Annotated in this window: 21 protein-coding genes and 1 pseudogene; 7 read left to right on the top strand and 15 right to left on the bottom strand. The window is 43.3% G+C overall.

Annotated elements, in window-relative coordinates:
• Positions 1-86: 86 nt before the first annotated feature.
• Positions 87-1,196 (bottom strand): PEGA domain-containing protein, encoded by a 1,110-nt coding sequence (locus tag AB4496_RS06745; protein WP_009846003.1) that lies wholly within the window; start codon positions 1,194-1,196, stop codon positions 87-89.
• 498 nt (positions 1,197-1,694) lie between these two features.
• Here AB4496_RS06745 and AB4496_RS06740 point away from each other — a divergent pair, with 498 nt between their 5' ends.
• The 3 genes from AB4496_RS06740 to AB4496_RS06730 all read left to right on the top strand — a co-directional run bounded on the left by AB4496_RS06740 (position 1,695) and on the right by AB4496_RS06730 (position 6,572).
• Positions 1,695-2,519 carry an AraC family transcriptional regulator gene (locus tag AB4496_RS06740; protein ID WP_102257703.1) on the top strand — a complete coding sequence of 275 codons (825 nt, stop codon included), beginning with the start codon at positions 1,695-1,697 and terminating at the stop codon, positions 2,517-2,519.
• Between the two features lie 181 nt (positions 2,520-2,700).
• A complete protein-coding gene (gene putA / locus AB4496_RS06735) occupies positions 2,701-5,856 on the top strand; it encodes a bifunctional proline dehydrogenase/L-glutamate gamma-semialdehyde dehydrogenase PutA (protein WP_009846001.1) in 3,156 nt (1,051 codons plus the stop codon).
• A gap of 11 nt (positions 5,857-5,867) precedes the next feature.
• Positions 5,868-6,572 carry a 1-pyrroline-5-carboxylate dehydrogenase gene (locus AB4496_RS06730; RefSeq protein ID WP_009846000.1) on the top strand — a complete coding sequence of 235 codons (705 nt, stop codon included), beginning with the start codon at positions 5,868-5,870 and terminating at the stop codon, positions 6,570-6,572.
• On the opposite strand, the gene AB4496_RS06725 is transcribed toward AB4496_RS06730, so the two are convergent.
• Positions 6,569-6,724 carry a hypothetical protein gene (locus tag AB4496_RS06725; protein WP_009845999.1) on the bottom strand — a complete coding sequence of 52 codons (156 nt, stop codon included), beginning with the start codon at positions 6,722-6,724 and terminating at the stop codon, positions 6,569-6,571. The two genes, AB4496_RS06730 and AB4496_RS06725, sit on opposite strands and share 4 nt — an antisense overlap.
• A 34-nt stretch (positions 6,725-6,758) precedes the next feature.
• On the opposite strand from AB4496_RS06725, the gene putP reads away from it, so the two are divergent.
• Both putP and AB4496_RS06715 read left to right on the top strand, forming a co-directional pair.
• Positions 6,759-8,249, top strand: a complete 1,491-nt coding sequence (putP, locus tag AB4496_RS06720) for a sodium/proline symporter PutP (protein ID WP_029222791.1) — start codon at positions 6,759-6,761, stop codon at positions 8,247-8,249.
• 440 nt (positions 8,250-8,689) lie between these two features.
• Entirely contained in the window at positions 8,690-8,860 is a 171-nt protein-coding gene (locus tag AB4496_RS06715) for a hypothetical protein (RefSeq protein WP_372071041.1), read from the top strand.
• Positions 8,861-8,922: 62 nt separating this feature from the next.
• Here the strand turns inward: AB4496_RS06715 and AB4496_RS06710 are convergent, their stop codons facing one another.
• Positions 8,923-9,093, bottom strand: coding sequence for a hypothetical protein (locus tag AB4496_RS06710; RefSeq protein ID WP_009845996.1), 171 nt, complete (start codon positions 9,091-9,093; stop codon positions 8,923-8,925).
• A 279-nt stretch (positions 9,094-9,372) separates the two neighbouring features.
• Here AB4496_RS06710 and AB4496_RS06705 point away from each other — a divergent pair, with 279 nt between their 5' ends.
• On the top strand, positions 9,373-9,861 hold the full coding sequence (locus AB4496_RS06705; protein WP_009845995.1) for an Lrp/AsnC family transcriptional regulator: 489 nt from the start codon (positions 9,373-9,375) through the stop codon (positions 9,859-9,861).
• Between the two features lie 110 nt (positions 9,862-9,971).
• On the opposite strand, the gene AB4496_RS06700 is transcribed toward AB4496_RS06705, so the two are convergent.
• Both AB4496_RS06700 and AB4496_RS06695 read right to left on the bottom strand, forming a co-directional pair.
• Positions 9,972-10,676: a DUF445 family protein gene (locus AB4496_RS06700; RefSeq protein ID WP_009845994.1), complete on the bottom strand. Its 705-nt coding sequence runs from the start codon at positions 10,674-10,676 to the stop codon at positions 9,972-9,974.
• Positions 10,677-10,973: 297 nt separating this feature from the next.
• Complete coding sequence (locus tag AB4496_RS06695; RefSeq protein ID WP_009845993.1) at positions 10,974-12,824, bottom strand: ABC transporter ATP-binding protein; 1,851 nt, start codon at positions 12,822-12,824, stop codon at positions 10,974-10,976.
• 566 nt (positions 12,825-13,390) lie between these two features.
• Here AB4496_RS06695 and AB4496_RS06690 point away from each other — a divergent pair.
• Entirely contained in the window at positions 13,391-14,365 is a 975-nt protein-coding gene (locus AB4496_RS06690) for an arginine deiminase-related protein (RefSeq protein WP_009845992.1), read from the top strand.
• A 150-nt stretch (positions 14,366-14,515) separates the two neighbouring features.
• Here AB4496_RS06690 and AB4496_RS06685 read toward each other — a convergent pair whose 3' ends face one another.
• The 10 genes and pseudogenes from AB4496_RS06685 to AB4496_RS06640 form a co-directional block, all read right to left on the bottom strand.
• The gene (locus AB4496_RS06685; RefSeq protein WP_009845991.1) at positions 14,516-15,148 is read right to left on the bottom strand and encodes a triacylglycerol lipase; all 633 of its coding nucleotides are present in this window, start codon (positions 15,146-15,148) and stop codon (positions 14,516-14,518) included.
• Positions 15,149-15,281: 133 nt separating this feature from the next.
• Positions 15,282-15,365, bottom strand: a pseudogene (locus tag AB4496_RS06680) (AraC family transcriptional regulator); the annotation flags it as partial.
• Entirely contained in the window at positions 15,359-15,904 is a 546-nt protein-coding gene (locus AB4496_RS06675) for a mechanosensitive ion channel family protein (RefSeq protein ID WP_009845990.1), read from the bottom strand. The gene AB4496_RS06675 and the pseudogene AB4496_RS06680, both read right to left, overlap by 7 nt.
• Complete coding sequence (locus AB4496_RS06670; RefSeq protein ID WP_009845989.1) at positions 15,904-16,839, bottom strand: CorA family divalent cation transporter; 936 nt, start codon at positions 16,837-16,839, stop codon at positions 15,904-15,906. Before AB4496_RS06670 ends, AB4496_RS06675 begins: the two co-directional genes overlap by 1 nt.
• Before the next feature lie 325 nt (positions 16,840-17,164).
• On the bottom strand, positions 17,165-18,787 hold the full coding sequence (locus AB4496_RS06665) for a phosphoethanolamine transferase (RefSeq protein ID WP_009845988.1): 1,623 nt from the start codon (positions 18,785-18,787) through the stop codon (positions 17,165-17,167).
• 231 nt (positions 18,788-19,018) lie between these two features.
• Entirely contained in the window at positions 19,019-19,588 is a 570-nt protein-coding gene (locus AB4496_RS06660; protein WP_372071036.1) for a porin family protein, read from the bottom strand.
• A gap of 617 nt (positions 19,589-20,205) precedes the next feature.
• Complete coding sequence (locus AB4496_RS06655) at positions 20,206-20,502, bottom strand: Bor family protein (protein ID WP_009845986.1); 297 nt, start codon at positions 20,500-20,502, stop codon at positions 20,206-20,208.
• Positions 20,503-20,624: 122 nt separating this feature from the next.
• A complete protein-coding gene (locus AB4496_RS06650) occupies positions 20,625-21,944 on the bottom strand; it encodes an ATP-binding protein (protein WP_009845985.1) in 1,320 nt (439 codons plus the stop codon).
• A 36-nt stretch (positions 21,945-21,980) separates the two neighbouring features.
• Entirely contained in the window at positions 21,981-22,685 is a 705-nt protein-coding gene (locus tag AB4496_RS06645; protein WP_009845984.1) for a response regulator transcription factor, read from the bottom strand.
• A 359-nt stretch (positions 22,686-23,044) separates the two neighbouring features.
• A partial coding sequence (locus tag AB4496_RS06640; protein ID WP_372130710.1) for an EAL domain-containing protein occupies positions 23,045-25,180 on the bottom strand: 2,136 nt, incomplete at its 5' end.

The following is a 25,180-nucleotide window of genomic DNA, read 5'->3' as shown; positions in this document are numbered from 1 at the left end:
TTCTATAACTACAAACAAGATGGCGAGTATTCATTCAGCTTTGTGAAATAGGCACGGCTATTTATATCAGGCTTAGCTTTATATATTTAGATTTCATTTTCTTTACTAGGAAGGAGTTTCACCCAAATAGTATCGCTGCCGTTGATAGTCACTGTGCGGTTGTATGATTCGTAACCTTCTTTTGAAATGGTTACTTGGTGACGACCGCTCGGTAGCGAAACCTCTAGGGGTGTGCTGCCGTATTTAATGCCGTTGATAGTGACTGAGTCATTGTACTGATCAGAACGTACCATCACGTTTGCCCACTGCTTGTCGCTCTTCTTTGTAACCTTAACGTCGCTGTCCGTTAAACAGTAGCGAGTTGAAACGTTCAATAAGTTACATGCTGCAATCGCTTCTGGTTTTGCTTGAAGTTGAGCTTGCATCTGCACAAAGTAAGAGTTGTTTCCAGAGAAACCGCTCTTGATTGCTTGGCTGTCTTGAACATGAATGTTCAATTGAACACCTTGTAAGTTTTGCTTCGCTAGCGTGCTTTCTGTGAGCTGTTCAAGTAATTTGCTCTTGAAGTTTTGTACTGCTTTCTGCTTCGTCAGGTGTTTACCTTGAGCAATACACTCACCCAGTGTCATTGTTGATGAACATGTGGTGGTGTAGCTCGTTTCAAGAACGGCACTTTCACGAAGTTCTGTTGCAATACGTTTAACGCGAGCTTCAACTTTTGATTCTTTCAAGTTAGCCAGCTCATTATTCAAACGAGCTTGCTTTTGCTTAATTTGAGAAAGGTAAATTTCGTTCTCATTCATCGCTTGCTGATTATCTAGCTGAGACGATTGATTCTCTTTAACCGCAGCCCAAGCATCTTGGTATCCTTTCTGAAAAGAAACCAGATCCGTTTCTGGATCGTCAAGTAAGCGACTGTATTGTTTGTCGAGTACAGATTTAGCTCGGTTACGTTTTGCCTTTAACTCTTCACCTTCACGTAACAACTTACTGTTCTGGTTTTGTAGTTGTTTTAAGGTCTCAGTTGCCGATACTTTGGTCGCTGAAATACGCTCAATATCTGAGTTTTTCTCTGTTAGCTTTGCATCGATAGCTGAAACGGGATCGACTTGATTCAGTTCTTCAGCTGATAACGATGCAGATACCCAAAGTGGGGATAGCGCAAGTAAAAGCGCTGAAATTCGAAAGTTAGTCATAGGTCCCTGCAACTTGTATATTTAAAATTGGCTCGTTAATAAAGTGTCTACTTCCTAGTTGTCAGTCACTAGTTATTAGCAATTAACACAGTACCCGTCTTTATACCGTTTTATTGCCCTCCAATCTACTCAAAAGCTAAGTTTCGGTACTTCGGATACACTTTTTACATATTTACACCGAAATAATTGAGCTATATAAGAAAATATTGTCGTTATGGTGTAGTCATTTGGTTTCCATTTGTGACTTGCTTTGACTTTTGGTGCTCAGATTTATTTGCTCTTGGAACAAGCAAGAGTGGCCTAAAGATTGGAAGGTTGACTTTACAAAGCCCGTAGTTTGGGCTCACTTGATCATACTTCCGGAGACATGATCACGTGGTTATCAATAATGATCTTTCTTTGAAGAAGAGAAAACATCTCTCATGATCATTTACAAATTCATCTTCTGCAGATTTCAGAGTATTATTCTTACTATGTCGACCTGAGTATTTTGATGTTATGCCTAAACCGTTACCCTTTCCGAACTTTGACTTGTCCCCGCTAAGCCTTACTGGCCCTCGCCCTGCGGAGATCATTACTTTGCCTTCGCATATGGATTGTCACGATCACCATTATTCGCAGGTAGTCATTGGTTTAAAAGGTCAGGCGGAATTTGAAGTGAGCGGTAAAGGTAATCTTGTCGGTCCAGGGCAAGGCTGTGTAGTCACGGCTCGCTCTGATCATGCTTTCGGTGGAGTGGTTGGTCAGTCGGATATTCTCGTACTCAACATGCCTATGCCAACCGATGATGACCCTCTGATGCTAGAGAAGATTAACCAGTTAGAATCATCCAACGTCTACTTCCAATTAGATGCGCAAATTCAAAAGCTTATCCATATGTTGGTGCAAGAGATGCAGGCCAGTCCTGATGATCTGTTGTTGAGTCGAGCTTGTAATGACACGGTGATTGCGTTGATGCAAAGACACATCTCGGCATTTGAAACCTCGATTAAAGATTCGCGTTTCGATCTTGAGTCGTTGGATCGCTACATCGAACAACACTTGGCTAATAAGATCTCAGTCGCGCAGCTTGCAGGCAGTGTGTTCTTGGGCGAAAGCCAATTCCACATGCTATTCAAAGATCAAATGGGCATTACCCCTCACCAATATGTTTTAGGAAAGCGTATCGACCGCTCTCGACACCTTATTGAACAAGGTAATTTAAGCCTTGGACAGGTTGCAGAACTGGCTGGTTTTTCCGGTCAATCCTCCTTTACTCACACCTTTTCTCGCCTTCAAGGCATGTCACCATCTCAATACAAAAAGCAAACTTCTGTTAAATAGTGAAACAAAACGGCATATTATATTAAAGTTTCATATGTGACCTTGTGTTTGTTTTGTTAATAAAGCGAGTTTTTAGCAAAAAACTCGGAGTTTTTGACAAGTAATCCTTATATACTCTAAATACACTGCAGCCATTGTAGAGATCCCGGGCTAATTCCGGGTGTGAGATTAAGGAAAACGCATGTTTACAGCTACTGATGTGTTAAAGCCAGAATTCAACGAGCAGTCGCTTGCTGATCTATGGTCGCTTATCTCACCATTATATATGGTGGATGAAACCCAATGGCTAGAGCAACTTCTGCCGCTAGCTACCCCTTCTGAGTCAGAAAAGCAGCAGATCACAGACAAAACGACATCATTGATCGAAGCTATCCGTGCGGATAAGACTTCTATCCAGATGATCGATGCATTGTTGCTTGAATACAGCTTAGATACTCAAGAGGGCATCTTGCTAATGTGTCTGGCGGAAGCCTTGATGCGTATTCCTGATTCAGCAACCGCTGATGCGCTGATTCGTGACAAATTAAGCGTTGCGGATTGGAAGTCTCACCTAAAGAATTCAGACTCAGTATTTGTTAACGCATCCACTTGGGGATTAATGCTAACAGGTAAGGTGGTTGGACTTTCATCTAAAGAGCAGAGTGCGGGTCAAGCCGTTAATCGCTTAGTGAACAAGCTTTCTGAGCCGGTGATTCGTAAAGCGATGCACCAAGCAATGAAGGTGATGGGTCACCAATTCGTTCTTGGCCGCAGCATTGCTGAAGCGCAAAAGAACGGTAAGTCTATGCGTGATAAAGGCTTTACCTACTCATACGACATGCTAGGTGAAGCGGCACTGACCACTGCTGACGCAAATAAATACTTCAAAGATTACCTAATGGCGATTGAAGCCGTAGGTCGAGACAACTATGTTTCTCCACAATCGAAGGTCTCTTCAAAATCGAGCCCTGCGCCATCGGTATCGATCAAGCTTTCTGCGCTTCACCCACGTTATGAAGTGGCGAACGAAGACCGCGTACTGACTGAACTTTGCGACACGCTAGAGCAGCTATTGCGCCGTGCAGTAGAGCTCGATGTTGCGATTACGATTGATGCGGAAGAAGCGGATCGCCTAGAGCTTTCTCTTAAATTATTCGAAAAACTGTACCGTACTGATCTTGTAAAAGGTTGGGGTAAATTTGGTCTGGTTATTCAAGCCTACTCAAAGCGTGCACTACCGGTTCTAGTATGGCTAAACCGCCTAGCGAAAGAGCAGGGTGATTTGATCCCGCTTCGCTTGGTGAAAGGCGCGTACTGGGACAGCGAAATCAAATGGTCGCAACAAGCTGGCTTTACTGATTACCCAGTTTACACTCGTAAAGAAGCTACTGACGTAGCTTACCTTGCTTGTGCGCGTTACCTATTGAGCCCAAGTGTTCGAGGCAATATCTTCCCGCAGTTTGCGAGCCACAATGCTCATACGGTTTCTGCTATTGCCGTCATGACCGACCATAAAGACTTTGAATTCCAACGCTTACACGGCATGGGTGATTCTCTGTACAACCATGCGATGGAAGCTTACCAACAGTCGGTACGTATATACGCACCGGTTGGCAGCCATAAAGATCTACTGCCATACCTAGTACGTCGCTTGCTAGAAAATGGTGCAAACAGCTCGTTTGTCCACCGCCTAGTTGATGCGCGTTGCCCTGTGGCAGAGCTGACTCAACATCCTGTCGATATGCTTCTGGCATTCGATACATTGCACAACACTAAGATTCCTCTGCCTCCAGCGGTATTCCCTGAGCGTAAGAACTCTTACGGTGTGAACATTGATATTGAAAGCGAAGCGCATCAATTTGAAGAGAAAGTAAAAAGCTTCTTAAACAACCAATGGACTGCGGGCCCTGTGATCAACGGTGAATCTCTTGCCGAAAGCATGATCAAGGCTGATCAGAACGTTGAGCAAGTGACGGCACCTTATGATCGTCGTATTCATGTGGGTCAGGTGGCTTTTGCTAACCTTGATCATGTTTCCGCAGCGATCACTGGCGCAGACGCAGCATTCGCTGATTGGAACGCAACTTCGGTTGAAACCAAAGCGGCTGCACTTGATAAGTTGGCTGACCTGATGGAAGACAACCTCGCTGAGCTGGTGGCGATTTGTCATCAAGAAGCGGGTAAGACAATTCACGATAGTGTTGATGAAGTACGTGAAGCAGTCGATTTCTGTCGTTACTACGCAAAACAAGCTGACAATCTACAAGGTTTCGAACTAAAAGGTTTTGATGGCCAAACACGAATCGCTTCTCGACAAGGTCGTGGTGTGTTCGTTTGTATCAGCCCTTGGAACTTCCCTCTAGCTATCTTCCTTGGCCAAATTACTGCAGCACTAGTGGCGGGTAATACGGTTGTGGCTAAGCCTGCCGAGCAAACAAGCTTGATTGCTGCTCGTGCGGTTGAACTGATGAATGAAGCGGGCTTCCCTGCTGGCACGATTCAGCTACTACTGGGTCGCGGTGCTGAGATCGGCAGTGCGCTCACCAGTCATGATGCGATTGCGGGCGTTGCCTTTACTGGTTCTACACCAACGGCACAGCGTATCAATGTGTCATTAGCCACTCGTAATGCTAAGCCAGTTCCGTTTATTGCGGAAACAGGCGGCCAGAATGCGATGATCGTCGACAGTACTGCACTGCCTGAACAGGTAGTTCGTGATGTGATTCGTTCAGCATTCGCTTCAGCAGGTCAGCGTTGTTCTGCACTACGTGTGCTTTACATCCAAGAAGACATTGCAGACCGCGTGGTTGGATTGATTCACGGTGCAATGGACGAGCTGAGTGTTGGCATTCCACACCTTCATAAAACCGATGTTGGCCCTGTTATCGACCAAAACGCAAAACAGAAGCTAATGGCGCACTTAGAAAACATGACCAATACCCAGAAGAAGGTGGCTCAACTTTCTCTAGGTAGTGATTGTGAACATGGTGATTTTGTTCCACCAAGTGCTTTTGAAATTGATGACATCAACTGCTTGAAAGAAGAACAGTTTGGCCCAGTGCTACACATTGTTCGCTTCAAAGCGAGTGAGCTAGCGCAAGTGGTAGACCAAATCAACCAAACGGGCTTTGGCTTAACCATGGGTATCCACAGCCGTAACGAGACAACTTACCGTTGGATCGAAAAACACGTTCGTGTGGGTAACTGCTACATCAACCGTGACCAAGTGGGCGCCGTTGTTGGTGTTCAACCATTTGGTGGTCAAGGCTTGTCAGGTACTGGCCCTAAAGCGGGTGGTCCTCACTACCTATATCGCTTTACTGATATTCATTTCTCTCAATCACAAGACAAGGCATAAGGAGCATTATCATGGTTCATCAAGTGACAGGTTTTTCTGATGCTTTGCTAGCGTGGGAACAATGGAATCTTACCGATTTTGATTACAAGAGTGCTCAGGTACTTGCGCTTAAATCAGAGATCGAAAGTCAATCTGCGCCTTTGGCGATGGTGGCGACTTATCATCTAGAGCAAGCGTCTGCACTGCTTTCTGAACATCACCTAATGGCAGGTCCTACGGGCGAAACCAATGAGCTATATGCCGCAGGTCGCGGTGTGGCTTTGGTGATTGTTGATGATTGCGAAGTGAAAGTGCCAGCGCTGCAAACTGCAATGGCTTTGATTACTGCCGCGCTATTGGCAGGTAACAGCGTTCAATTGTGCAGTGATGATGTGCAGTTCAATACGTTAGTTGCAGACGCAGCTAAGTCGGCGAACTTGCCAACTAACTTGGTGCAAGTTGCCTCGTATGACGCTGCTCAACAGTTGTTGTCTTGCGATGTACGTAGCGTGGGTTACGTAGGTAACTCGCAAACGGCACAAGCTATCAATTTACAGCTTGCTAAGCGTGACGGTGCAATCGTCGGTTTAGTAGCTGAAACGGATCTGGTGACAATGAATGTTGCTAATGATCCACACCTATCGCTGCGCTTCATTACCGAGCGTACGCGAACTATAAATATAACAGCCGTGGGCGGTAACGCGACCTTGCTCGAACTTGGAAGTGAAGCTCACTAACCTTCAGTAAAATTGGCTCTAAGTACTTTTGGTTTTTTCCATTGTTGGGTTTTCTCCATCTTTGGATTTAATTCATAGTGCCTTGGAGCCTCAATACCTAACTCAATGCACTCGCTTGCCTTACGGTGAGTGTCTTGCATTGAATTAGGCATGGAAGGCTTTCTACAAAATGAGGACTATCAAATGATAGAAAACAGTTTTGCAATAACGACGACGTTCATTGCGTATCTAATTATGATGCTAGCGATCGGTGTTATTGCTTACAAACGTACATCTAACTCAACAGACTACTTCCTAGGTGGTCGTTCGTTAGGCCCATGGCCTGCTGCACTTTCTGCTGGTGCATCAGACATGAGTGGTTGGTTGCTACTTGGCCTGCCTGGTTACGCTTACGCTGCTGGCTTTGAAGCATTTTGGCTTGCTGGTGGTCTACTTGTTGGTACTTGGGCAAACTGGTTAATCAGTGCAAAACGTCTACGTACTTACAGCATTACGACTGAATCACTGACGCTGCCTGAGTTCCTATCTCGTCGTTTCAATGATAATTCTAAGCTGATCCAAACAATTTCTGCTTTCTTTATCCTTTTATTCTTCCTTTTCTACACAAGTTCAGGCTTGGTAGCAGGTGGTAAATTGTTTGAAACGGTATTCGGCCTTGATTACACAACAGCGGTAATTATCGGTACAGTCTGTGTAGTTTCGTACACTCTGTTTGGTGGTTTCCTAGCGGTATCTTGGACTGACTTGGTTCAAGGTCTACTCATGTCTGCAGCGCTATTGATTGTACCAATCGCGGCAATGAACGGTGGCCTAGGTCAGCTTTCTAGCGACCTACACAACATCAACCCAGAGCTGCTAACGCTATGGAATGATGCGAAGGGTGAGCCACTGTCTGCTATTGCGATCATCTCACTAGCGGCATGGGGTTTGGGTTACTTCGGTCAACCACACATCCTTGCGCGTTTCAAAGCAACACGTAGTAATAAAGACCTAACAACAGCGCGCCGCATTGCCGTTATCTGGACTGCACTGTCTATGATTGGTGCAATGCTTGTGGGTCTTGTTGGTCTAATCTATGTGACGAACTCTGGCGCACCTAAGCTAGACGATGGCGAGAAGATCTTCATGCTTCTTGTGAACGCGATGTTCCACCCAGTAATCGCCGGCATCCTACTTGCTGCCATTCTAGCGGCAATCATGAGTACTGCGGATTCACAACTTCTTGTTTCTTCATCTGCAATGGCAGAAGACCTGTATAAGCAAGTTTTGAAGAAAGACGCAACGTCAGAAGAGATTGTTCGTGTCGGCCGTTTCGCGGTTATTCTAATTTCTCTTGTTGCTCTTGTTCTGGCGATGACACCAGACAGCTCAGTACTTGGCCTTGTATCTTACGCATGGGCTGGTTTTGGTGCTGCATTCGGTCCTGCAATCGTATTAAGCCTATACTGGTCTCGTATGAACCGTAACGGCGCTCTAGCGGGTATCGTGGTTGGTGGTGTTACGATTGTACTTTGGAAGCAGTTCACGGGCGGTTGGTTCGATGTTTACGAAATCGTACCGGGAATCATCCTATCGACGCTTTCTATCGTTATTGTGAGCCTAATGACTGGCGAGCCAGAAGACGAAGTGAAAAAGCAACACGCTGAGTTCAAGAAGAACCTAGTTGAGCTAGACTAATTTACATTGTAAAACATATGTGAATTAGCAAAGAACATTAGCTAAAAAGCAATTGTAAAAAGTAATTGAAAAATAAAAGTAATAGAGTCACTTCGGTGGCTCTATTTTTTTATGTGGGCACTACCTTTGTCTTATAAAAAACCAGTAGGATACAGAAGAAGCACGGCTGTTATGAGGTTTACAATGTAAATCGAAACCAAATGATAGAAGGGAAATAAATAGAAGATAAAGGCTTTTCATAGCGCTTGATGTCAAAAAATAACCGATAAAATGGCTATTTTTTGAACTTGGCGCTCACTTTTGTTATTAGCTCGGTGAATTATTACACTGAATTGGACATCATGTGTCAATTATCAGTAACCACTAAAGACCTATAGGACAAAGGTATGCCTGATCTCTATTGCAAAGGATGTAAAAAAACAACACTACATAAGTCTATAATGAAACGTTGTGAATCTGAGCCTGAGACAACCTCTGGCCGTGTGATGCAATGGACGTCAAAGCTATTTAGTGGAAACCTGTACTACGACATGGAAACTCAACACTTCTGTCGAACGTGTAACTGTCGTTGTGAAACAGGAACTGCAGTTCCCCAAGTTGGTCTGGCTTAGATTGTAGTAAGTGCTTACTAACTTAGATTTAAAAACCTCCCTGATGGAGGTTTTTTCGTTTTTTATGCCGCTTTTAGTGAAGGTTCTGCCTCGACGACATTACCATCAATCTTAACTTCCCAGCCATAGTTTGAGTATTCACTTGCGAGTGCTTGGGCAACATCTTTTGATACCGTTACGTGTGTCCATGAACCGATTCCGTAAGGTTTATATGCGAGTTCTTGCGTTTTCATAATAGAGTCATCCTTTCTCTTTGAGAATTCTATTATTCACTTTGGCCTATATCCTTTCTTTCGTTTCTGGCTCAACTTATTTGTTAATCGGGTCATTTCTATAATAATTTGTTAATAACTGGAGTTTGATTTATAAGGGTTGTTATCGCTCCGTTCGGTTTTATATTTAACGTGAATAGGAATGGTCTATTTAGTTTTCTAAATGTGTGAGCAAGGTTTTCTTCGATTGCTCTTAGTATGGAATATACTGAGCGCAATCTAGAATGTTTAAGGAATATTATGTCTCAGCATCAACTCGATCGTATCGATAAAGAGATACTAAGAATTCTGCATATGAAAGGCCGTTTGCCCGTTGTTGAACTAGCGAAACAGGTCAACCTAACAACTTCACCTTGCTCTGATAGGTTGAAGCGATTGGAAAAAGTGGGCTACATCACAGGCTATCATGCTGAGCTTTGTTCAGAAAAGTTGGGGCTCGATGTCCAAGTGTTTATCCATATTCGCCTCGATCAAACCAGTTTTTCAATTTTTGATAAATTTGCACAAGCGGTTGAAACGATGCCTGAGGTCGAAGAGTGCTATTCGCTGTCGGGGGATTTTGACACCATGATCAAGGTTCGAGTAAAAGACATGAAGGCGTACCAAGCGTTTATGGCAACGAAATTGGGTACCCTGCCAGGTGTGATTCAGACACGCAGCGAAGTGGTGATTGAAGAACACAAGAAGGGCTTTGGTGTTAACCCTGAGCTGTTGGCCACCATAAAATAGTGACCTGCTTTCGCCTTACCAAGGTTATTTACATATAAAAAATGGAAGCCAATAAGCTTCCATTTTTTGTTGAACGTCAGATAAAGAGCAATCGGATAAACTTCTCCGTCTTACAGCGTAATTGCGGCAGAGATTAAACCAATCACACCGCCGAATACCCCACCCCAAACGACCAACCAACCAAGGTGTTTTTTGATCATGGTCTGAACCATCTCTTTAACCAGTTTTGGTGTCAGTTCATTCAAGCGCTGATCGATGATCGCTTCAATGTTCTCTTTGATTTCATCCATCATCGCAGGTGATTCAAGTTCATCCTTGATGGCATTTTTTACCGAATCACTCTTGCTGATTTCGATCACAGACTCTTGCATCTTCTCCACGAATGGCGCTTTCATTGGCTGTAGTGCTTCAGTGCCGCCAACCATCGCTAGCATGCCACCAAACTGTGAGTTTTCGATAACATGCACCAGCGATTCGAATGCAGGGTTAAAGTCGATCTTCTTAATCACAGGCTCTAGGTTGAGTGACTTTCCTGTCATCTCACTACTCAGAAAACGGTCGATGTTACTTTCGGTAAAGAACTGTTCCATCATCAGTTGTTTGATGGCTGCCTTGAACTCTTCAAAGCGCGCTGGAATAACGCCAGAACCATATAGGCCGGGTACTTTCTCGAACAACATGTGAATCGCAAGCCAGTTGGTGATGGCACCAGAAAATGCGAATAAACCTGCATAAAGCAAGTATTGGTTTGCTGTCGCATAGCCGCCAGCAAGCAGTGCTAACGCAATAACGTTAGTTAAGACACTTTTGTTCATGGTTGATCTCTAAAAAGAATACTGCGCGCATTTTAAGAAAAAAACGCCAAGAAAAAAACAAAAGGATCGATGAAGTTTATAGAACCAATGAAAACAGATGAGAAAGGGGCAGAGAATAACAGGCATAAAAAAGGCTAGCCTCCCCCCGAAGTCTAGCCTTATTCCAGAACGCGCAAGCGAAGCGTCATTGCTGTTAATGTCATTATATGATTACGACATAACATTCTGCCATGTGTAATTTACCGCCAATTAACATTTTGGTGTGAATTACGCCGCACTTTTAAAATGGAATATAAATTAAGCGCTCGTTGTCTGTTCAAGATCATCACCAATAAAGCCACCAGTCTGGTGATTCCACAATTGAGCATAGATGCCATTTTGTGTAATCAGCTCTTGGTGCGTGCCTTCTTCGACGATATTACCTTGGTCGAGTACGATCAAACGGTCCATTGCTGCAATCGTCGATAAACGGTGTGCAATCGCGATAACGGTTTTGCCTTCCATTAGTTCAATCAAGCTCTCTTGAATCGCTGCTTCTACCTCAGAATCGAGAGCAGATGTTGCTTCATCTAGAACCAACAGCGGAGCATTTTTCAGAAGAACACGTGAGATAGCGACACGTTGACGCTGCCCACCAGAAAGCTTAACGCCACGTTCACCTACTTGAGCATCGTAGCCAACGTTACCAAACGGGTCAGTTAGCGTTTCGATAAACTCATGAGCGTGTGCCTGTTTAGTCGCCGCGTATACCTCTTCGTCTGATGCCTCTGGTCGACCGTAAAGAATGTTGTCTTTGATCGAACGGTGCAGCAGTGAGGTATCTTGAGTCACCATACCTATGTTGCTACGCAGAGAATCTTGAGTAACGCTCGAGATCTCTTGGTCATCAATCAGGATGCGACCACTTTCTACATCGTGGAAACGCAGCAGTAAGTTAACTAGGGTCGATTTACCTGCACCTGAACGGCCAACCAAGCCGACTTTTTCACCCGGTTTGATGTTTAGGTTTAGGTTGTTAATCACCCCCTTATTCTCACCGTAGTTAAAGCTCACGTTGTCGAAGTTGATACCGCCTTGTGGAACGTCCAAAGGCTTTGCGTCTTTCTTGTCTTCGATAGCAATGGGCTTAGACAGTGTTTTAATACCATCAATTACAGTACCTAGGTTTTCAAACAGACCGCCGATTTCCCACATGATCCATTTCGACATACCGTTAATACGCAGAGCCAAGCTGACTGCAATCGCAATCGCACCGACCGTGATTGCGTTATCTAACCATAGGTAAATAGAGATACCGGCAATGCTGAATACCAATAGATAGTTAGCAAATTCAACGCAGATGTTGAAGCCTGTAACCAAGCGCATTTGGCGATGGACTGTGTCTAGGAAGCCTTCCATCCCTTCTTCTGCGTACTCGGTTTCTCTTTTACTATGAGAGAAAAGTTTGACCGTAGCGATGTTGGTGTAGCTATCAACAATGCGTCCTGTCATCAGTGAGCGAGCATCCGCCTGTTCTGAAGACACGTCTTTCAGCTTTGGTACGAAGTGCAGTTGGATACCGACGTAAATGAACAACCAAATCAACATTGGAGCCATTAAGCGCCAATCCGATTCAGCGAGCATGAACAGCATCGCTGTAAAGTAAACCGTCACGTAAACAAACACATCGACCATTTTGGTCACGGTTTCACGTACCGCGAGCGATGTTTGCATGACTTTGGTGGCAACACGCCCGGCAAAGTCATCTTGATAGAACGACAAACTTTGCTTCAAAAGGTAGCGGTGCGCTAACCAACGAATCGACATTGGATAGTTGCCCAGCAAAGTTTGGTGAAGCAATAGCGAATAAACACTGATCAAGATTGGCATCACGACCAACAGCAGAACGCCGAGCCCCATCAGTGTCGACTCGTTGTCTGCTAAGAAAGTGTCCGGGTTGCTGGTTGATAGCCAGTCAACCAGTTGTCCCATGTAACCGAACAGCGCAACTTCGATGATCGCGATGGTCATGCTCATCAATCCGAGCAAGATCAACGGCTTTTCAAAACCTCGTGTGTAATGGCGGCAGAATGCCAGTATTCCAGTAGGAGGTTGTATCGGCTCTCCCTTTGGAAAGGCTTCAGTAAAGCCTTCAAATTTCTTGTACATAGTTTTCCCTTTATAAGCTACTGCATCTTTGATGCTAGAGCATCGTGATGTGCAGCTTTGTTTTTATAGTCTTGATTTGAATTTTTCAGTTTTAGTTTGAAATTATATAAGTGCCAACGCGTTCTTATAAGTATTAAGCCATTCGATAGATTTTTGTTTAGTTCTTATGTAAGTACTTGGTTTAAGCGACACAGAACACCTCCAAAGAGTGTCTTTCATGAAGCTAATTTTAGATTGAATTAGACAGGAAAAGTTAAGCTTATTTCAAACGTAATTGATGGTTATGCAACGGTGATAATCCTAACGTTAAATGGATTAAATTGTAATCAAAACTCGTGTGGAGTTGAAAAATGAAATGAGAATATTTATCCAGTAAATTCTTTAACGAATATGCATACAGTTGGTTCTTTCTGATGTGCTGTTATCTTGCAGTAAAAATTACCGACTAATCTAAAATTCGCAGTAATTACTTGGGATAAATATTCAAATCATTGTGATTTTCAGTGAATTTTGTCGTAACAAGTTGTTTACAATTCTGAGGTAAATAAAAGATAGGGACGGTTAAAATGTTAAACCTACACAAAAAATCACTGCATATTACTAATGTTCAAAACGCAAATTGCGTTGTTATGGTGCCGCCAAAAGAATTTAAATTTAACGAAGAAACAGCCCGTGATAACGAGTTTCAGCACAGAGTCGATCTGACTGAAGCTGAGGTAAAGTTAGAAACGATGGCCGAGTTTAAGGCTATGGTGGTTTCGCTACGTAAAGAAGGTGTGCAAGTTGTAGAGTTTGATTATCCGGAACTGGGTGTTGAAACCCCTGACGCAGTGTTCCCAAACAACTGGTTCAGTACTTGTAGTGATGGAAGCCTATTCACTTTCCCTATGGCGTGTGAAAACCGTCAAAATGAAGTTAAGCCGAATGCACTTATTGAAGCGTTGGAAGCGTCTGGTCGCATTGTTAATCACAGTGAGTCTATGGAGTCGTACGTTGCTCAAGGTTCTTATCTAGAGAGCACAGGCGTGATGGTGATCGACCATATCAACAAGACCATTTATGCTGCGCTTTCACAACGTTGTGACCGCGAAGTATTGGAAGATTACGCGAAGCGCATTGGCTATTCTCGCGTGGTCTCGTTCCAAACGGCATTACCGTCTGGTCAACCGATTTACCATACCAATGTGATGATGGCGATTGGCGATAATTTCTGCGTGATCTGTGATGAAGTGATCCCAGAGTTTGAGCGCCGCTTTGTTGTGAAGTCTCTTGCCAAAGACAAGCAAGTTATCTCTATCTCAATCGATCAGATGAATCGTTTTTGTGGCAACATCCTTCAGCTTGAAACTGTGAATGGCGACAAGGTGATCGCGATGTCTCAATCGGCTTATGATGCGTTTTCTCCAGCTCAGTTAGCTCAGCTTTCGACACACGGTAAGCTACTACCATTTAACGTGAAAACGATCGAAGACATCGGCGGTGGTTCGGTGCGATGCATGTTGGGCGAGGTGTTCTTACCAACCCGAGTGAATCGTCTGTAGCAAGTATAGAAAGTATAGCAAGCGCTCATTTCCAGCAATGGATCTTCGAATACCACTCTTATCGCAGAGTGGTATTTTTGTTTTTATCTATCACAAATAAGAGAACAAGAGCTCGATACAGGAGTCAACGCGCAAAGCTACTGAAAAAAGCTATGAAGCGTCCTTAAAAGCTCTGTGTTCAATGAACTGAGCCGACAGTGTTACGACTTCCTTAGAGTAGACCAGCGCTGTGTGGTTGAGTTTGAGGGCGTAAGTATCAGTGGCTCCTCTCAGGTTGGCGTCTTCGAGTGTTACTGTGCCATCCCCAGGATTTCTTCCCAATACAATGCGTCCTACGCCAGCGTCGTAGGTGCCAGTAATTACGCCAATCGGCACATCAATATCGTAGTCACCCAAGCCATCGCTTAAAATCATTTTGCTCGAACCAAATATAAATCCAAGCCCATGATTAGACAGTGTTTTGGCGATGGTTGCCCCATTGTGCGGAGTGCCTGCTGTAATAATGCAGGTGTCGGCGAAGTGTGGTTGGTAGAATTTAAAGTAATGACGAATCAGCAAGCCACCCAGTGAGTGACCGAAAAAATAGACCTCATCATACTCATTAAAACGAGCATTCACGAAACGATTGAGACGTTTGGCTGCAGAAGGGAAACGCAGCGAGTTGTAGGCAAACTTGTGCGTTGTAAAGCCGCGTTTTTTGAAGTTTCTATCCAGATATTGCATGATCAACGCAGGCATATATAGACCATGAATTAAAACTATATGTTTGTTTTTATTATTCATTTTTGTCCTCCGTCTGATGGTGTCTCCAGTATATTTAGTCGCAAATCTAAACTCAATAAAACTTGCGGCTAATGGGACACAAAAGACAGAGCCTTCGCTATAGAAAGAATGTGCGTTATAGACAAAGAGTGGGTTACTCTGATCTCACTCCTCCATACACATCAATCGTTAACCCAACTTGTTTGGCATAGGTATTCGGTGTTAGGCCTGTTACCTTATTGAAGCTTCACTTTTTGCTTCAGGTTCAACCAAAACCTTTATCACGCCTTTTTGTAAAATCAGGTTGTTGGGGTAGGTGATAATGTTACCCGAACTGTGTCGAAGAATAACGTGGAACATGGTGATATCGATGATCACACCGCTGATGTCTTCGTCTTTCTCCGCGACTCTTACTCTGTCGCCAATGCGATAAGGGAAGACAAAAAATATTAGTACGCTGGCTGTGAGGTTACTTAGAATGGACCATTGCGCGAATAAAGCGACACCCAGCACCGCAAATATGGATGATAAGAACAGCGAAATATCACCAAAACCCAAGTTAAGAACAATCGTAAACACAGCGATGAAGAGTAGAAACAGAACAATATTGAAACACTTAATCACGAACTGCTTTCGCTTCAATTCGACACGCTTATTTTCCGCTAATGTTTCTATCCAGTTCTTACCTAAGCGTTTGATCACCCAATACACAGTGATAAGAAGTAAACCTAAAACTACTTGTCTAAGCCACATATTGGATTGCAAAAACTCAACCATTAAATAAACCTCAATTTTTTCAAAATAATGACCTCTGCCGCTATGACTACGAGCAGCCCAACGCAAAAGAGTGGGAATGCTATTGGGTTATCTGTTCCGGGTATCCCCGCGATATTGACACCCAGTAAACCGGTGAAAAACCCAGCAGGGAGGAAAATACCTGCAATGATAGAAAATAGGTACGTATTTCTATTCATTTTTTCAGCTTGTTGCTGACTTAGGCTCGCTAAAAATACATTAATTTGTTCGATGTAAAACTCAACAGACTCGTTAATTCTCAGGATGGTATCAAGGCTGTTCTTTATATGACTGTTGTGATTACTCAATGGTGCAGGTAGGTCACTCATTAAATCTTCAAAAACGTATTTCTGTGGCTTCAAATAACGCCTTAGTCTGAGTAGCCTTGAATGTAGAGCGTTAATGGATCTTATGTCGATATTGGAGTTAGATTCTAACTCGTCAATTAATAGTTCGACGGGTGCTAGGAAGGTTGAAATACTGTGGTTGATTCCACGGATCATGCCCAACAACACATCAGGCAATGATGTGGGGCCTTGGTTTTGAATGAGATCAGACACCAGATTACTGACCGCTTTTGAAGGAACTTTACGTGTCGATATTAAAGTGCCTTTGTACCATAAGATGCGTAGGCTAAGCATGTCGTCAGGGTTAGCACCTTCGTTTAGATTAATGCCTCGCAGAATCATCAAAAAACAGTCGTGTCCAAACTGTTCGAACCGAGGGCGGGTGTCATCGGTGAGTAATGAATCGATGATGGCATTTGGAACCGTATTACTGTGGAGCCATTCTCTCAAACCGTCAGCATCTCTTTGGCAGTGATACCAAGTTGATTGCTCGAATGAGGCTGGGCTGGTGGTGTGTTCATGTGCCACACCCTCAGAAAATTGCCAGCTTGAAATTATGAAAGCGTCCATTCATTTGTCCTTAATGATATGACATTAACATTGATATTAGGCGCCATTCAGGCACGGTATTGAACTGAGCTAATCTTGGTAAGTTCAATGAGCGATGTGAGTGAGATAAAGTCTAATAAGACAGGTTGGTCTTTGGAGCACGACGGACTCTTCCATTATTGTTTCTATTAAATGTAGCTCATTGTTTCGTCGTTATAAATTAGCACTCTGGCTCCATGTTAGCGACGAAAAAAAGAAAAGACCGAGGTCTTTTCTTTTTAGGGGAAGTTGAGGAGAGCTTATTCAGGCAACTCGAGTTTTCCGATGGTTTACATAAGCAAAAACACTACCGACACGCAGCAAAAATATCTTGGCTCGCTCGGTATTCTTTAGTTTGCACGTCCATCAGGCCAAGCAAGGAGTCGAACAGGTTATCGTGAGAAAAGCTCTGCTCTTTCCCCGCCTTTCTTAAGCAGGTCTCGCTTATCCCTTTCTGCGCAGCAAAACCATCAGACATCCATAGGATCATCGGTACGTGGGTTTGTTCTTTTGGTGCCAGCGAGTAGGGCATGCCGTGAAGATACACGCCATTCTCCCCTAAAGACTCTCCGTGATCCGAGATATACATCAGTGCGACATTGTACTTGTCGGTCAGTTTCTCCAGTTTCCGAATCGCCTGTGAGAGAAAGAAATCCGTGTACAAGATGGTGTTGTCGTAGGTGTTAACCACTTGCTCTTTGGTGCAGTTTTCAATGTCTGCACGAGCGCAGTCAGGCGTAAATTTCTTATGTTCTTCTGGATAACGCTCAAAGTACGTTGGGCCGTGAGACCCCGAAATATGATAGAAAATGATGCTATCTTGTTTAAGATCTTGAGTATCTTGTTCGAAGTTCTCTAGCATGGCTGTGTCATAGCACACATCTTTATTACACAGCGGGTCGCTGTCTTTGGCGACGAGCGTCATCTCTTTGATTCGATGTGCGACCGCCTTGTCTCCCCCATCATGCTCTCGCCAGATAGAGTGAATGCCCGCGCGGTTCATCATGTCGACCACGTTATCTTGGTTGTAGGCTTTGTCGCGATCGTAGTTGCTGCGATTCATGTTCGAGAACATACATGGCACAGAAACCGCGGTGGCTGTTCCGCACGACTGAACATCAGAGAAAAATATCGGGTTGTAAGGCTTGGTATGAGCGTTGGTTTCTCTCTCATAGCCATGATATTGGTAGTTGTACACGCGTGCGGTTTCACCAAGAACAAACACTAATAATGTTGGTTTGGTTGCCGCTTTGGCTTGTGCTGTTTGCTTCGCATCTAATCCTAACTCTTGATAAGGGATGGGCTGTTTTATGTAAGTGTTATTGATATATTTAACCGTTGATGACACATACTCGGTCGGGATGATCATCTTTTTGATGTGCGAATGATTACGACCAATCGATACGTAATCTTTGTAGAAAAGCCCGGCAATAATGGCAATGACGATCAAGGAAGAGAGCAGCCCAATCGATTTCCAGACAAAGAAATCTTTCCAAGATTCTTTTTCAAGTTTGGTGAACAACAGGATGAACGATGGAATACCGCCCATGGCAAGTAACCATAAGATGGAGTGGGTACTTACATAGCTTGCTGCTTCACCACTATTGGTCTCAAACACATTCTCTATCATCCCGTAGTCGACGAATATGCCGTAATTGAACATGCTGTAGCTGACTAAGGTTGAGGTGATCAGTAATAAGATGAAAAACGGCTTGGAGAATATCGGCCAATTAAAGACTTGGAAGATAAAATTGAAGGCAGCAAGGAAGAAGAACGGGATGGATATAAGAAACGCGACACTTTCAGACTTTGATACCTGAACAATACTAAACAGTTCTAGGGAGAGAGGGATGTTGATGATAAGCAGATAATACACAGCCAACACAAAGGGCAGTTTGTTTATCGACATGTTTAAGCTTGGTAGATTCATAGGTCTTTTTTCCTGCGTATCTTATCTCTTTATTTTAGTCTCCCTATCAAGAAAGCTCTAATATCAACGCATAAAGATCGAGAAGTGATGGTGAGTGATAACCGGCTAAAGTGAAATGACTCGATAGGGTGTATAGATACAAAAATTCACTTTACTGTGCTGCCTTATCATAGGGCAGAGTAGCAAAGTGAATTTGAGTTATTTACTTACAACGTGGCCGTGAGGAGCACATTAGAAGTTGTATGAACCACCGAAGCTAACACTGTTGAACGCTAGTGTGTGGTCATCGTTTTTGAGAGAACCCTGATAGGAATAGTCATCAACACTCACCGCGTCAGCTTGTGAAATAAGGCGAAGTGTTAAGTGTTCAATCGGCGTGTATTCAACACCTACGCCAAAGTGGAAGCCAGTACCGCTGTCGTCCCCATAGTTTGCCGCTTGATTCGCGTGAAGGTCAACAGAGCTTAAACCAGCCAACACGAATGGACGAATAGTGTTGTCAAACGTATAACCGATATTCGCTGATGCAGAAATAGAGGTTGGCGAGAGTTTTTCTGCGCCATTTTTGTAATCTGCATAATCGTTGTAGCCAAGCTCTACGCCAACAATACGGTTGAATTGGTAACCACCGTATAGGTTATAACCCATACCATCTGAATCTAAATTACCGTGACCATCTGTATCGGAGTCTTGATAGACACTAAGTCCACCACCTACATACGCGCCACCATTTGTGCTTGCTGCAAAAGTTGGAAGTGAAACTAAACCGATTAAGCCGAGTGCTAATACTGATTTTTTCATGATAATACCTTGTTTACTCATCCTGTGATGTAAGTCACGGTATCGCTGACGAATGATTTATAAAACCCTCACAAATGAAACCTATTTTTTCATTGATAAAGTGACTATCTGTAGTCCTTGATTTATCAAGAGGTAAGGTCATATTTGTTGGTTATATTCTTTATAAATAAAATTCACATATTGACAAAAGGTTAAATTTGCTAAATAAAACGATGTTTTTTAAGGTTGAAGTGAGGTCGGGTTTATCTAACTAATGGAAAATAAAACATAACAAACATTGTATTTATTCTATTGTAGTATTTGTTGCGGTGTTTGTTGAAAGCAAAGCAGTACGCTGATTCTAATCATGACAAGGAGAGTTGGATGTTAAACCGAGCAAACACAGGTTTGGTGGTTGTGGACTTGGATGAGGCTTTGAGTGGGATGAGATATTGCATGTTTGCATTTTAGGAGGAATAAACGGGGAGATGTTAGCACCAGCCCCCGTATTTACAGTCAATATGACGGTATTCTATGCTCAGTCCTTGAGCACCAGCGAAAGTATTGAATGTCAGGTAGAAGCTTCCAAGACCAAACTTTTGGTGTCGTCAGTTGGTTCGTGGACAAATAACGACGAGTTAAGCTTTGCAGTAAACGCGTGCTTCTCGTGGTGTATAAATACCAAAAGTCACGGCTGCTAGTAAACCATTCACGAATGTCTCTTGAACTTCAACTTTAGCAACGTTGTCGATACCGTTACATACTTTAGCTGCATCAATTTGCTTTTTCTGCGCTAGACCGTTGATGAAAAAGTGGTGTGACTTTTCAGTTGTTGGTGTTGTTGCTTCGCTCTCTTGAGGGGCCATTACGAAAGTTTGTTGAGCGCAACCTGTTGCTACTAGCGATAGTGCCGCGATGATCAGTAGTTTTTTCATGTGTTTCTCCAGAGATAAAATTCAGCTCACGTCAGTAAGGGTGAACGAGTGTTGTATGGTTTGAAGGGGATATGTGGTCCCCTCCAGCTGATGTTGAACATTATTCCAGAGATGATTGGTCGTTACTGTATGAGTTTGTCAGTCGAATCGTTACACAGTGGAAAGGCTATAGTGAATACGGCGCCCTTTAAAGTATTGCTTTGTGCGACTTGTACTGTTGCACCGTGTTGAACACAGATCTTCTTGACGATAGAAAGCCCTAGACCATGGCCACTCTTGGCTTTGTTACGCGCTTTATCTCCAACATAAAAAGGTTCGAATAGGCGAGAACGGTGCTCTTTTGCTACGCCGTCACCGTCGTCATGCACGGCGATTTGTAGCATATCGTGGTGCACGCTTGCTTCTATCGAAATTTGTGAACGTGCGAATTTCATCGCGTTACGTACTAGGTTATCTAACGCGCGATTGAGCAGCGTATCATCTGCTAATATCAAATGAGGTTGTTCTGGTAGTGATAGATCAATGTTAAACTCAGTCTCTTTGTTCCAACGGCTCATTGCATGATCGAGAAAGTCTCTTATCTCTAATGGCTGTTGCAAGTTCTCTAGATCACAACTGTCGAGTTTTGCGTAATATAGTAACTCATCGACCATTTTTTCCATCTCTTCTGTGTCTTCAACAATGCTCTCGATAGTATCTTGCTGCCCCTCGTTGAGTGGCGTGTCTTTGAGCATTTCAGCCTGCCATTGAATTCTAAATATCGGAGTTCGCAGTTCATGAGCTACCGCATTGGTAAGTGAACGATTACTCTCGATTAAGCTATGGATTCGGTCGGCCATCAGATTAAAGGATTTATTCAGAGTTCCAATTGCACTGCCGCCTGATGTTTCAGCTCGCGAAGAGAGGTCGCCTTCAGAGAAGCGTAATGTGGCATTTTCAAGCTTCTTAACTCTGCGGAAAATAATCAACAGATGACCCAGGCCATATACGATGAAGCTCGCGATAAAGAATACCCAAATGAGGTCATCTTCGAGCTCTATTTTTTGTCGAACGAGCGTGTCGTCGTTGGGCAGGTAATGATAGATGTTTTTACTGTTAGCTAAGCGAAACCATAACTCCCGATAGTCGTCGTGAAAAATAAATACGTTGGGGTTAGCAGTAAAGAACTCAGAAACTGGAGTCGGTACTTCATCATTCGATTTGAATGTGACGAGGGTATAGCGGGAGGTGTCAACAAACTGATTTATGGCTTGATGAGCGGCTTCGAGGCCCTGATTATTCGCTATGTTTTCTAGGAGCTGTTGGTGGGCCGTTGCTTCGTAATCTTGCAATATATATTCATAGTCGGTATTGAGCTGATAGACACAAATTTCGTAGGCGAGAAGACCAACAATAAAGCAAGTTAACAGCCCTAGTAGGGACTCCAAATAGATACGTCGCATAATCGCTCTCTTTCATTGCGCCCGTACTGAGCGCGGTTAATGCCATGCGGTCGAAACAAATAAGTAACCTTTTCCGCGAATGGTTTGAATTTTCTCTGCTGGTGCTTTGTCGTCACCAAGTATTTTTCGCAAACGTACTACTTTGTTGTCAATCGTCCGGTCGATCCCGTCGTACTCGATCCCACGCAGCGTTTGAGTTAAGTAATCACGTGACAGCGGGGTATCAGGGTTGGATGCTAACAGCCAAAGTAGGTCAAATTCACTGTCTGTCAGTGATAAAACTACATCTGAAAGCTCGCACTTTTTATAGGTGTTTTTCAGCGTAAGTTGACCAAACTGAAGGCTACTTGAATCATCAACCAGAGGTGTATTGGTTTCTTGACGGCGTAATAGCGAGCGGACCCTTGCCAGTAGAACTCTTGGTTTGATTGGCTTGGTGACATAGTCATCAGCACCTGTCTCTAAACCTGCAACGTGATCAAAATCATCATCGCTGGCGGTGAGCATTAAAATTTTACCCTTAAAGAGCGTACGAGTCTGTCGGCAAATTGTCAGCCCATCGGTTACAGGAAGCATTAAATCCAACAACACGATATCAGGTTGATCGTCAAGGATGGTTTGCACAGCATCACTGCCATCGTCTAACGCGGTGACCTCAAAGTCTTGTGCTACAAAGTAATCCTTTAGCATTTGCTGAAGTTTTAAATCGTCTTCAACGATGATCATTTTAGGTTTTGTCATTCCGTTATCAGCCTTGTTGTGCGTTTAATTTATTGAAATTACGTGAGTGCGTTTAATTTTGGCAGCTCCTACTGTTGCATATTCATCACAAATGCGTCACGAAGAAATTCCTGATGTGAATGATTAAACACTTTCCATGCTAGTTCAATGCCGATTTGTAATTTTTGCTTGGGTTTTTCAGTAGGTTAGAGGTGGTGTTTTAGTCTGTTAGCGAAGAAGGCCGGAAATGAGAGCTCTAATGTCGAGTTTTTAGTTTAATAACAGAAGAGCCAGCCATGAAGCATCTTTTTAAAGAGGTTTCATGGCTGGTTGGAACTTAATTGGATTTTAACTCAAAAATTAAGGCCTACGGTTTGAACCTAAGCATGCGTATTTATGAGTTCCGAGTTATGATTTTTGGCAAACAGAACAAAATCGTCTAGTGGCATTGGTTTTGCGAAATAGAAGCCTTGTACTTCGTGACACCCTGCTCGGCCTAAAAATTCAAGTTGCTCTTTTTCTTCAATGCCTTCAGCAAGTACATTGAGTGAGAGTTCGGTTGCTAGCTTACAAATCATGCTCAAGATAGCTTGGTCATCGGTGTTGCTAAGTAAGTCCTTTACAAACTCTCGATCTATTTTCAGTCGATCTATAGGGAGTAGCTTCAAATAGCTAAGAGATGAATAACCAGTACCGAAATCATCTAACGCTATTTCAATGTTTAACTTCTTTAAGTCATTCAATACAGCCACGACCTTCGACACATCACCCAACATGGCACTTTCTGTTACTTCTAATTCCAGTAAACTCGGAGAAAGGCCAGTTTTTTCTAAGGTTAGTTGTGTCAGATCTAAAATGTTCTGTTCCGAAAACTGAATGCTCGAAATATTAACGGCAACCTTTACACCTGCAAGCGCTTTATGATTCTGCCACTGTTGGCAATCAGTGGTAGCTTGTTCGAAAATATGAGCCCCCATTGGAATGATTAAATGGGATTGCTCTGCCAGTTCTATAAAAAGGTCAGGCCTTACGAGGTCTCCATTTGGCTTTTTCCAACGCATGAGCGCTTCGGCACCAATGATACGATTGGTCTTTAAGCAAAATTGAGGTTGGTAATAAGGAATAAATTCTCTGTTTTCAATCGCATTGTTTATCTCTTTGATTAACGTTATACGTCGCAACGCAGCATTTGACAGTTCAGGTTGATGCTTAACCGTAATGTCATCGCCTTTTTCCTTGGATACATATAGAGCGATGTTCGCTTGAATGAGCATTTCAGAACTGCTTTGTGCGCCATTTGAACTGCAGGTTGCACCAAGGTTAGCCACTAGTTTTATCTTGTTCTCATCAATGATAATTTCATTTGAAACCACATCAATCAACATAGCAAAAAAAGCATCAGAACCTTGATCGCCATTGTGTTCTTTCGCAGGCACTGCGATACAGAACTTATTTTCATCCAATCGAGCTAGGTTAAAATCAACCATGGTTGCGCATGCGGATAAGCGGTTGGCTAGATGAAGCAAGATTGTGTCCCCAGCTTTATAGCCGAGTGTATTGTTGATATCTCTAAAACGCTTAATATCAATGATTAACACGGTGATGCGTTCATTTTTTTCTTTGTGTTTATTAAGCAACTCATCAAGCGAACGCAAAAACCCAAGACGGTTCGGCAACTTAGTGAGCGAATCATAGTAAGCCAGTGTTTCGATTTCTTTTGTTAATGCTCTGCGTTGCTGTTCTTTATCATAAAGGCTAGAAAAAGCACTTTGTAGTTCTGTTATCTCGTAATATTTTGCTGGTGGTAAAGACGCACTTTCTTCTTTGCCTTGTGCCAATAAACTAAGAGAGCGAGTGATGTTTTTTAACGGAGTCGATACTCGACGAGCGATGGCAAAGTTAATAAACATCACCGTCATAAAGCTGATTATGCTAATAGACATCAAAGATTGATTGATCATCTTTCCATATGTTAGCCATTCATCTACAACTGTATTTACCTCGAGAATCCCTCGTACATCGTTGAGTTCCCAATCGTGTTTAGGCGAGTCGGGGTGGCTATTGTGGCAGTTTACACAAGTTTGGTCATTGAGGCGGTCTGCCCGAGCGACGCGTACTCGGGTTCTGTCTTGCTCTTGTACAAACTCGACGTAGAACTCATCTGGTTTCTTGTTAATCGCTACCCACGCCCGTTGTTGAAATTCGTCAAAAAGCCTACCTTGACGGTTTTTAAAAGGATAAGGGCTGGTAAACGAGGTCGTGATGGTGAGATCTTTATCAGATTTATCAAGCATTTCGATTAAGAAGGTAGCAGGAACCGGAATAGTGTTCTCTAAGGATTGGTGCTGGGCTGTTGCCACGAGTTCTTGACTATCAACAACTTTCTGTATGACATTTGATGAGTAATAGTTACGAATACTATGAAATGTAGTCACGTAGTTCTTTGCATTTTCAACCGACACTTTTTGAACGAAATCTTCAAGGATAACGGTCGATATTAAAGAGAATAGTAAAAT

Origin of the sequence: Vibrio sp. 10N.222.46.A1 (assembly GCF_041473595.1) — a bacterium.
GTDB classification, from domain to species: Bacteria; Pseudomonadota; Gammaproteobacteria; order Enterobacterales; family Vibrionaceae; genus Vibrio; species Vibrio tasmaniensis_A.
Note: the sequence above shows the minus strand (reverse complement) of the source record. Positions and strands in the feature narration are given on the sequence as shown.

Coding starts and splice junctions, on each gene's coding strand:
- AB4496_RS06745 (WP_009846003.1), bottom strand. CDS start 1,196: ATGACTAACTTTCGAATTTCAGCGCTTTTACTTGCGCTATCCCCACTT.
- AB4496_RS06740 (WP_102257703.1), top strand. CDS start 1,695: ATGCCTAAACCGTTACCCTTTCCGAACTTTGACTTGTCCCCGCTAAGC.
- putA (WP_009846001.1), top strand. CDS start 2,701: ATGTTTACAGCTACTGATGTGTTAAAGCCAGAATTCAACGAGCAGTCG.
- AB4496_RS06730 (WP_009846000.1), top strand. CDS start 5,868: ATGGTTCATCAAGTGACAGGTTTTTCTGATGCTTTGCTAGCGTGGGAA.
- AB4496_RS06725 (WP_009845999.1), bottom strand. CDS start 6,724: ATGCCTAATTCAATGCAAGACACTCACCGTAAGGCAAGCGAGTGCATT.
- AB4496_RS06715 (WP_372071041.1), top strand. CDS start 8,690: ATGAAACGTTGTGAATCTGAGCCTGAGACAACCTCTGGCCGTGTGATG.
- AB4496_RS06710 (WP_009845996.1), bottom strand. CDS start 9,093: ATGAAAACGCAAGAACTCGCATATAAACCTTACGGAATCGGTTCATGG.
- AB4496_RS06705 (WP_009845995.1), top strand. CDS start 9,373: ATGTCTCAGCATCAACTCGATCGTATCGATAAAGAGATACTAAGAATT.
- AB4496_RS06700 (WP_009845994.1), bottom strand. CDS start 10,676: ATGAACAAAAGTGTCTTAACTAACGTTATTGCGTTAGCACTGCTTGCT.
- AB4496_RS06695 (WP_009845993.1), bottom strand. CDS start 12,824: ATGTACAAGAAATTTGAAGGCTTTACTGAAGCCTTTCCAAAGGGAGAG.
- AB4496_RS06690 (WP_009845992.1), top strand. CDS start 13,391: ATGTTAAACCTACACAAAAAATCACTGCATATTACTAATGTTCAAAAC.
- AB4496_RS06685 (WP_009845991.1), bottom strand. CDS start 15,148: ATGAATAATAAAAACAAACATATAGTTTTAATTCATGGTCTATATATG.
- AB4496_RS06675 (WP_009845990.1), bottom strand. CDS start 15,904: ATGGTTGAGTTTTTGCAATCCAATATGTGGCTTAGACAAGTAGTTTTA.
- AB4496_RS06670 (WP_009845989.1), bottom strand. CDS start 16,839: ATGGACGCTTTCATAATTTCAAGCTGGCAATTTTCTGAGGGTGTGGCA.
- AB4496_RS06665 (WP_009845988.1), bottom strand. CDS start 18,787: ATGAATCTACCAAGCTTAAACATGTCGATAAACAAACTGCCCTTTGTG.
- AB4496_RS06660 (WP_372071036.1), bottom strand. CDS start 19,588: ATGAAAAAATCAGTATTAGCACTCGGCTTAATCGGTTTAGTTTCACTT.
- AB4496_RS06655 (WP_009845986.1), bottom strand. CDS start 20,502: ATGAAAAAACTACTGATCATCGCGGCACTATCGCTAGTAGCAACAGGT.
- AB4496_RS06650 (WP_009845985.1), bottom strand. CDS start 21,944: ATGCGACGTATCTATTTGGAGTCCCTACTAGGGCTGTTAACTTGCTTT.
- AB4496_RS06645 (WP_009845984.1), bottom strand. CDS start 22,685: ATGACAAAACCTAAAATGATCATCGTTGAAGACGATTTAAAACTTCAG.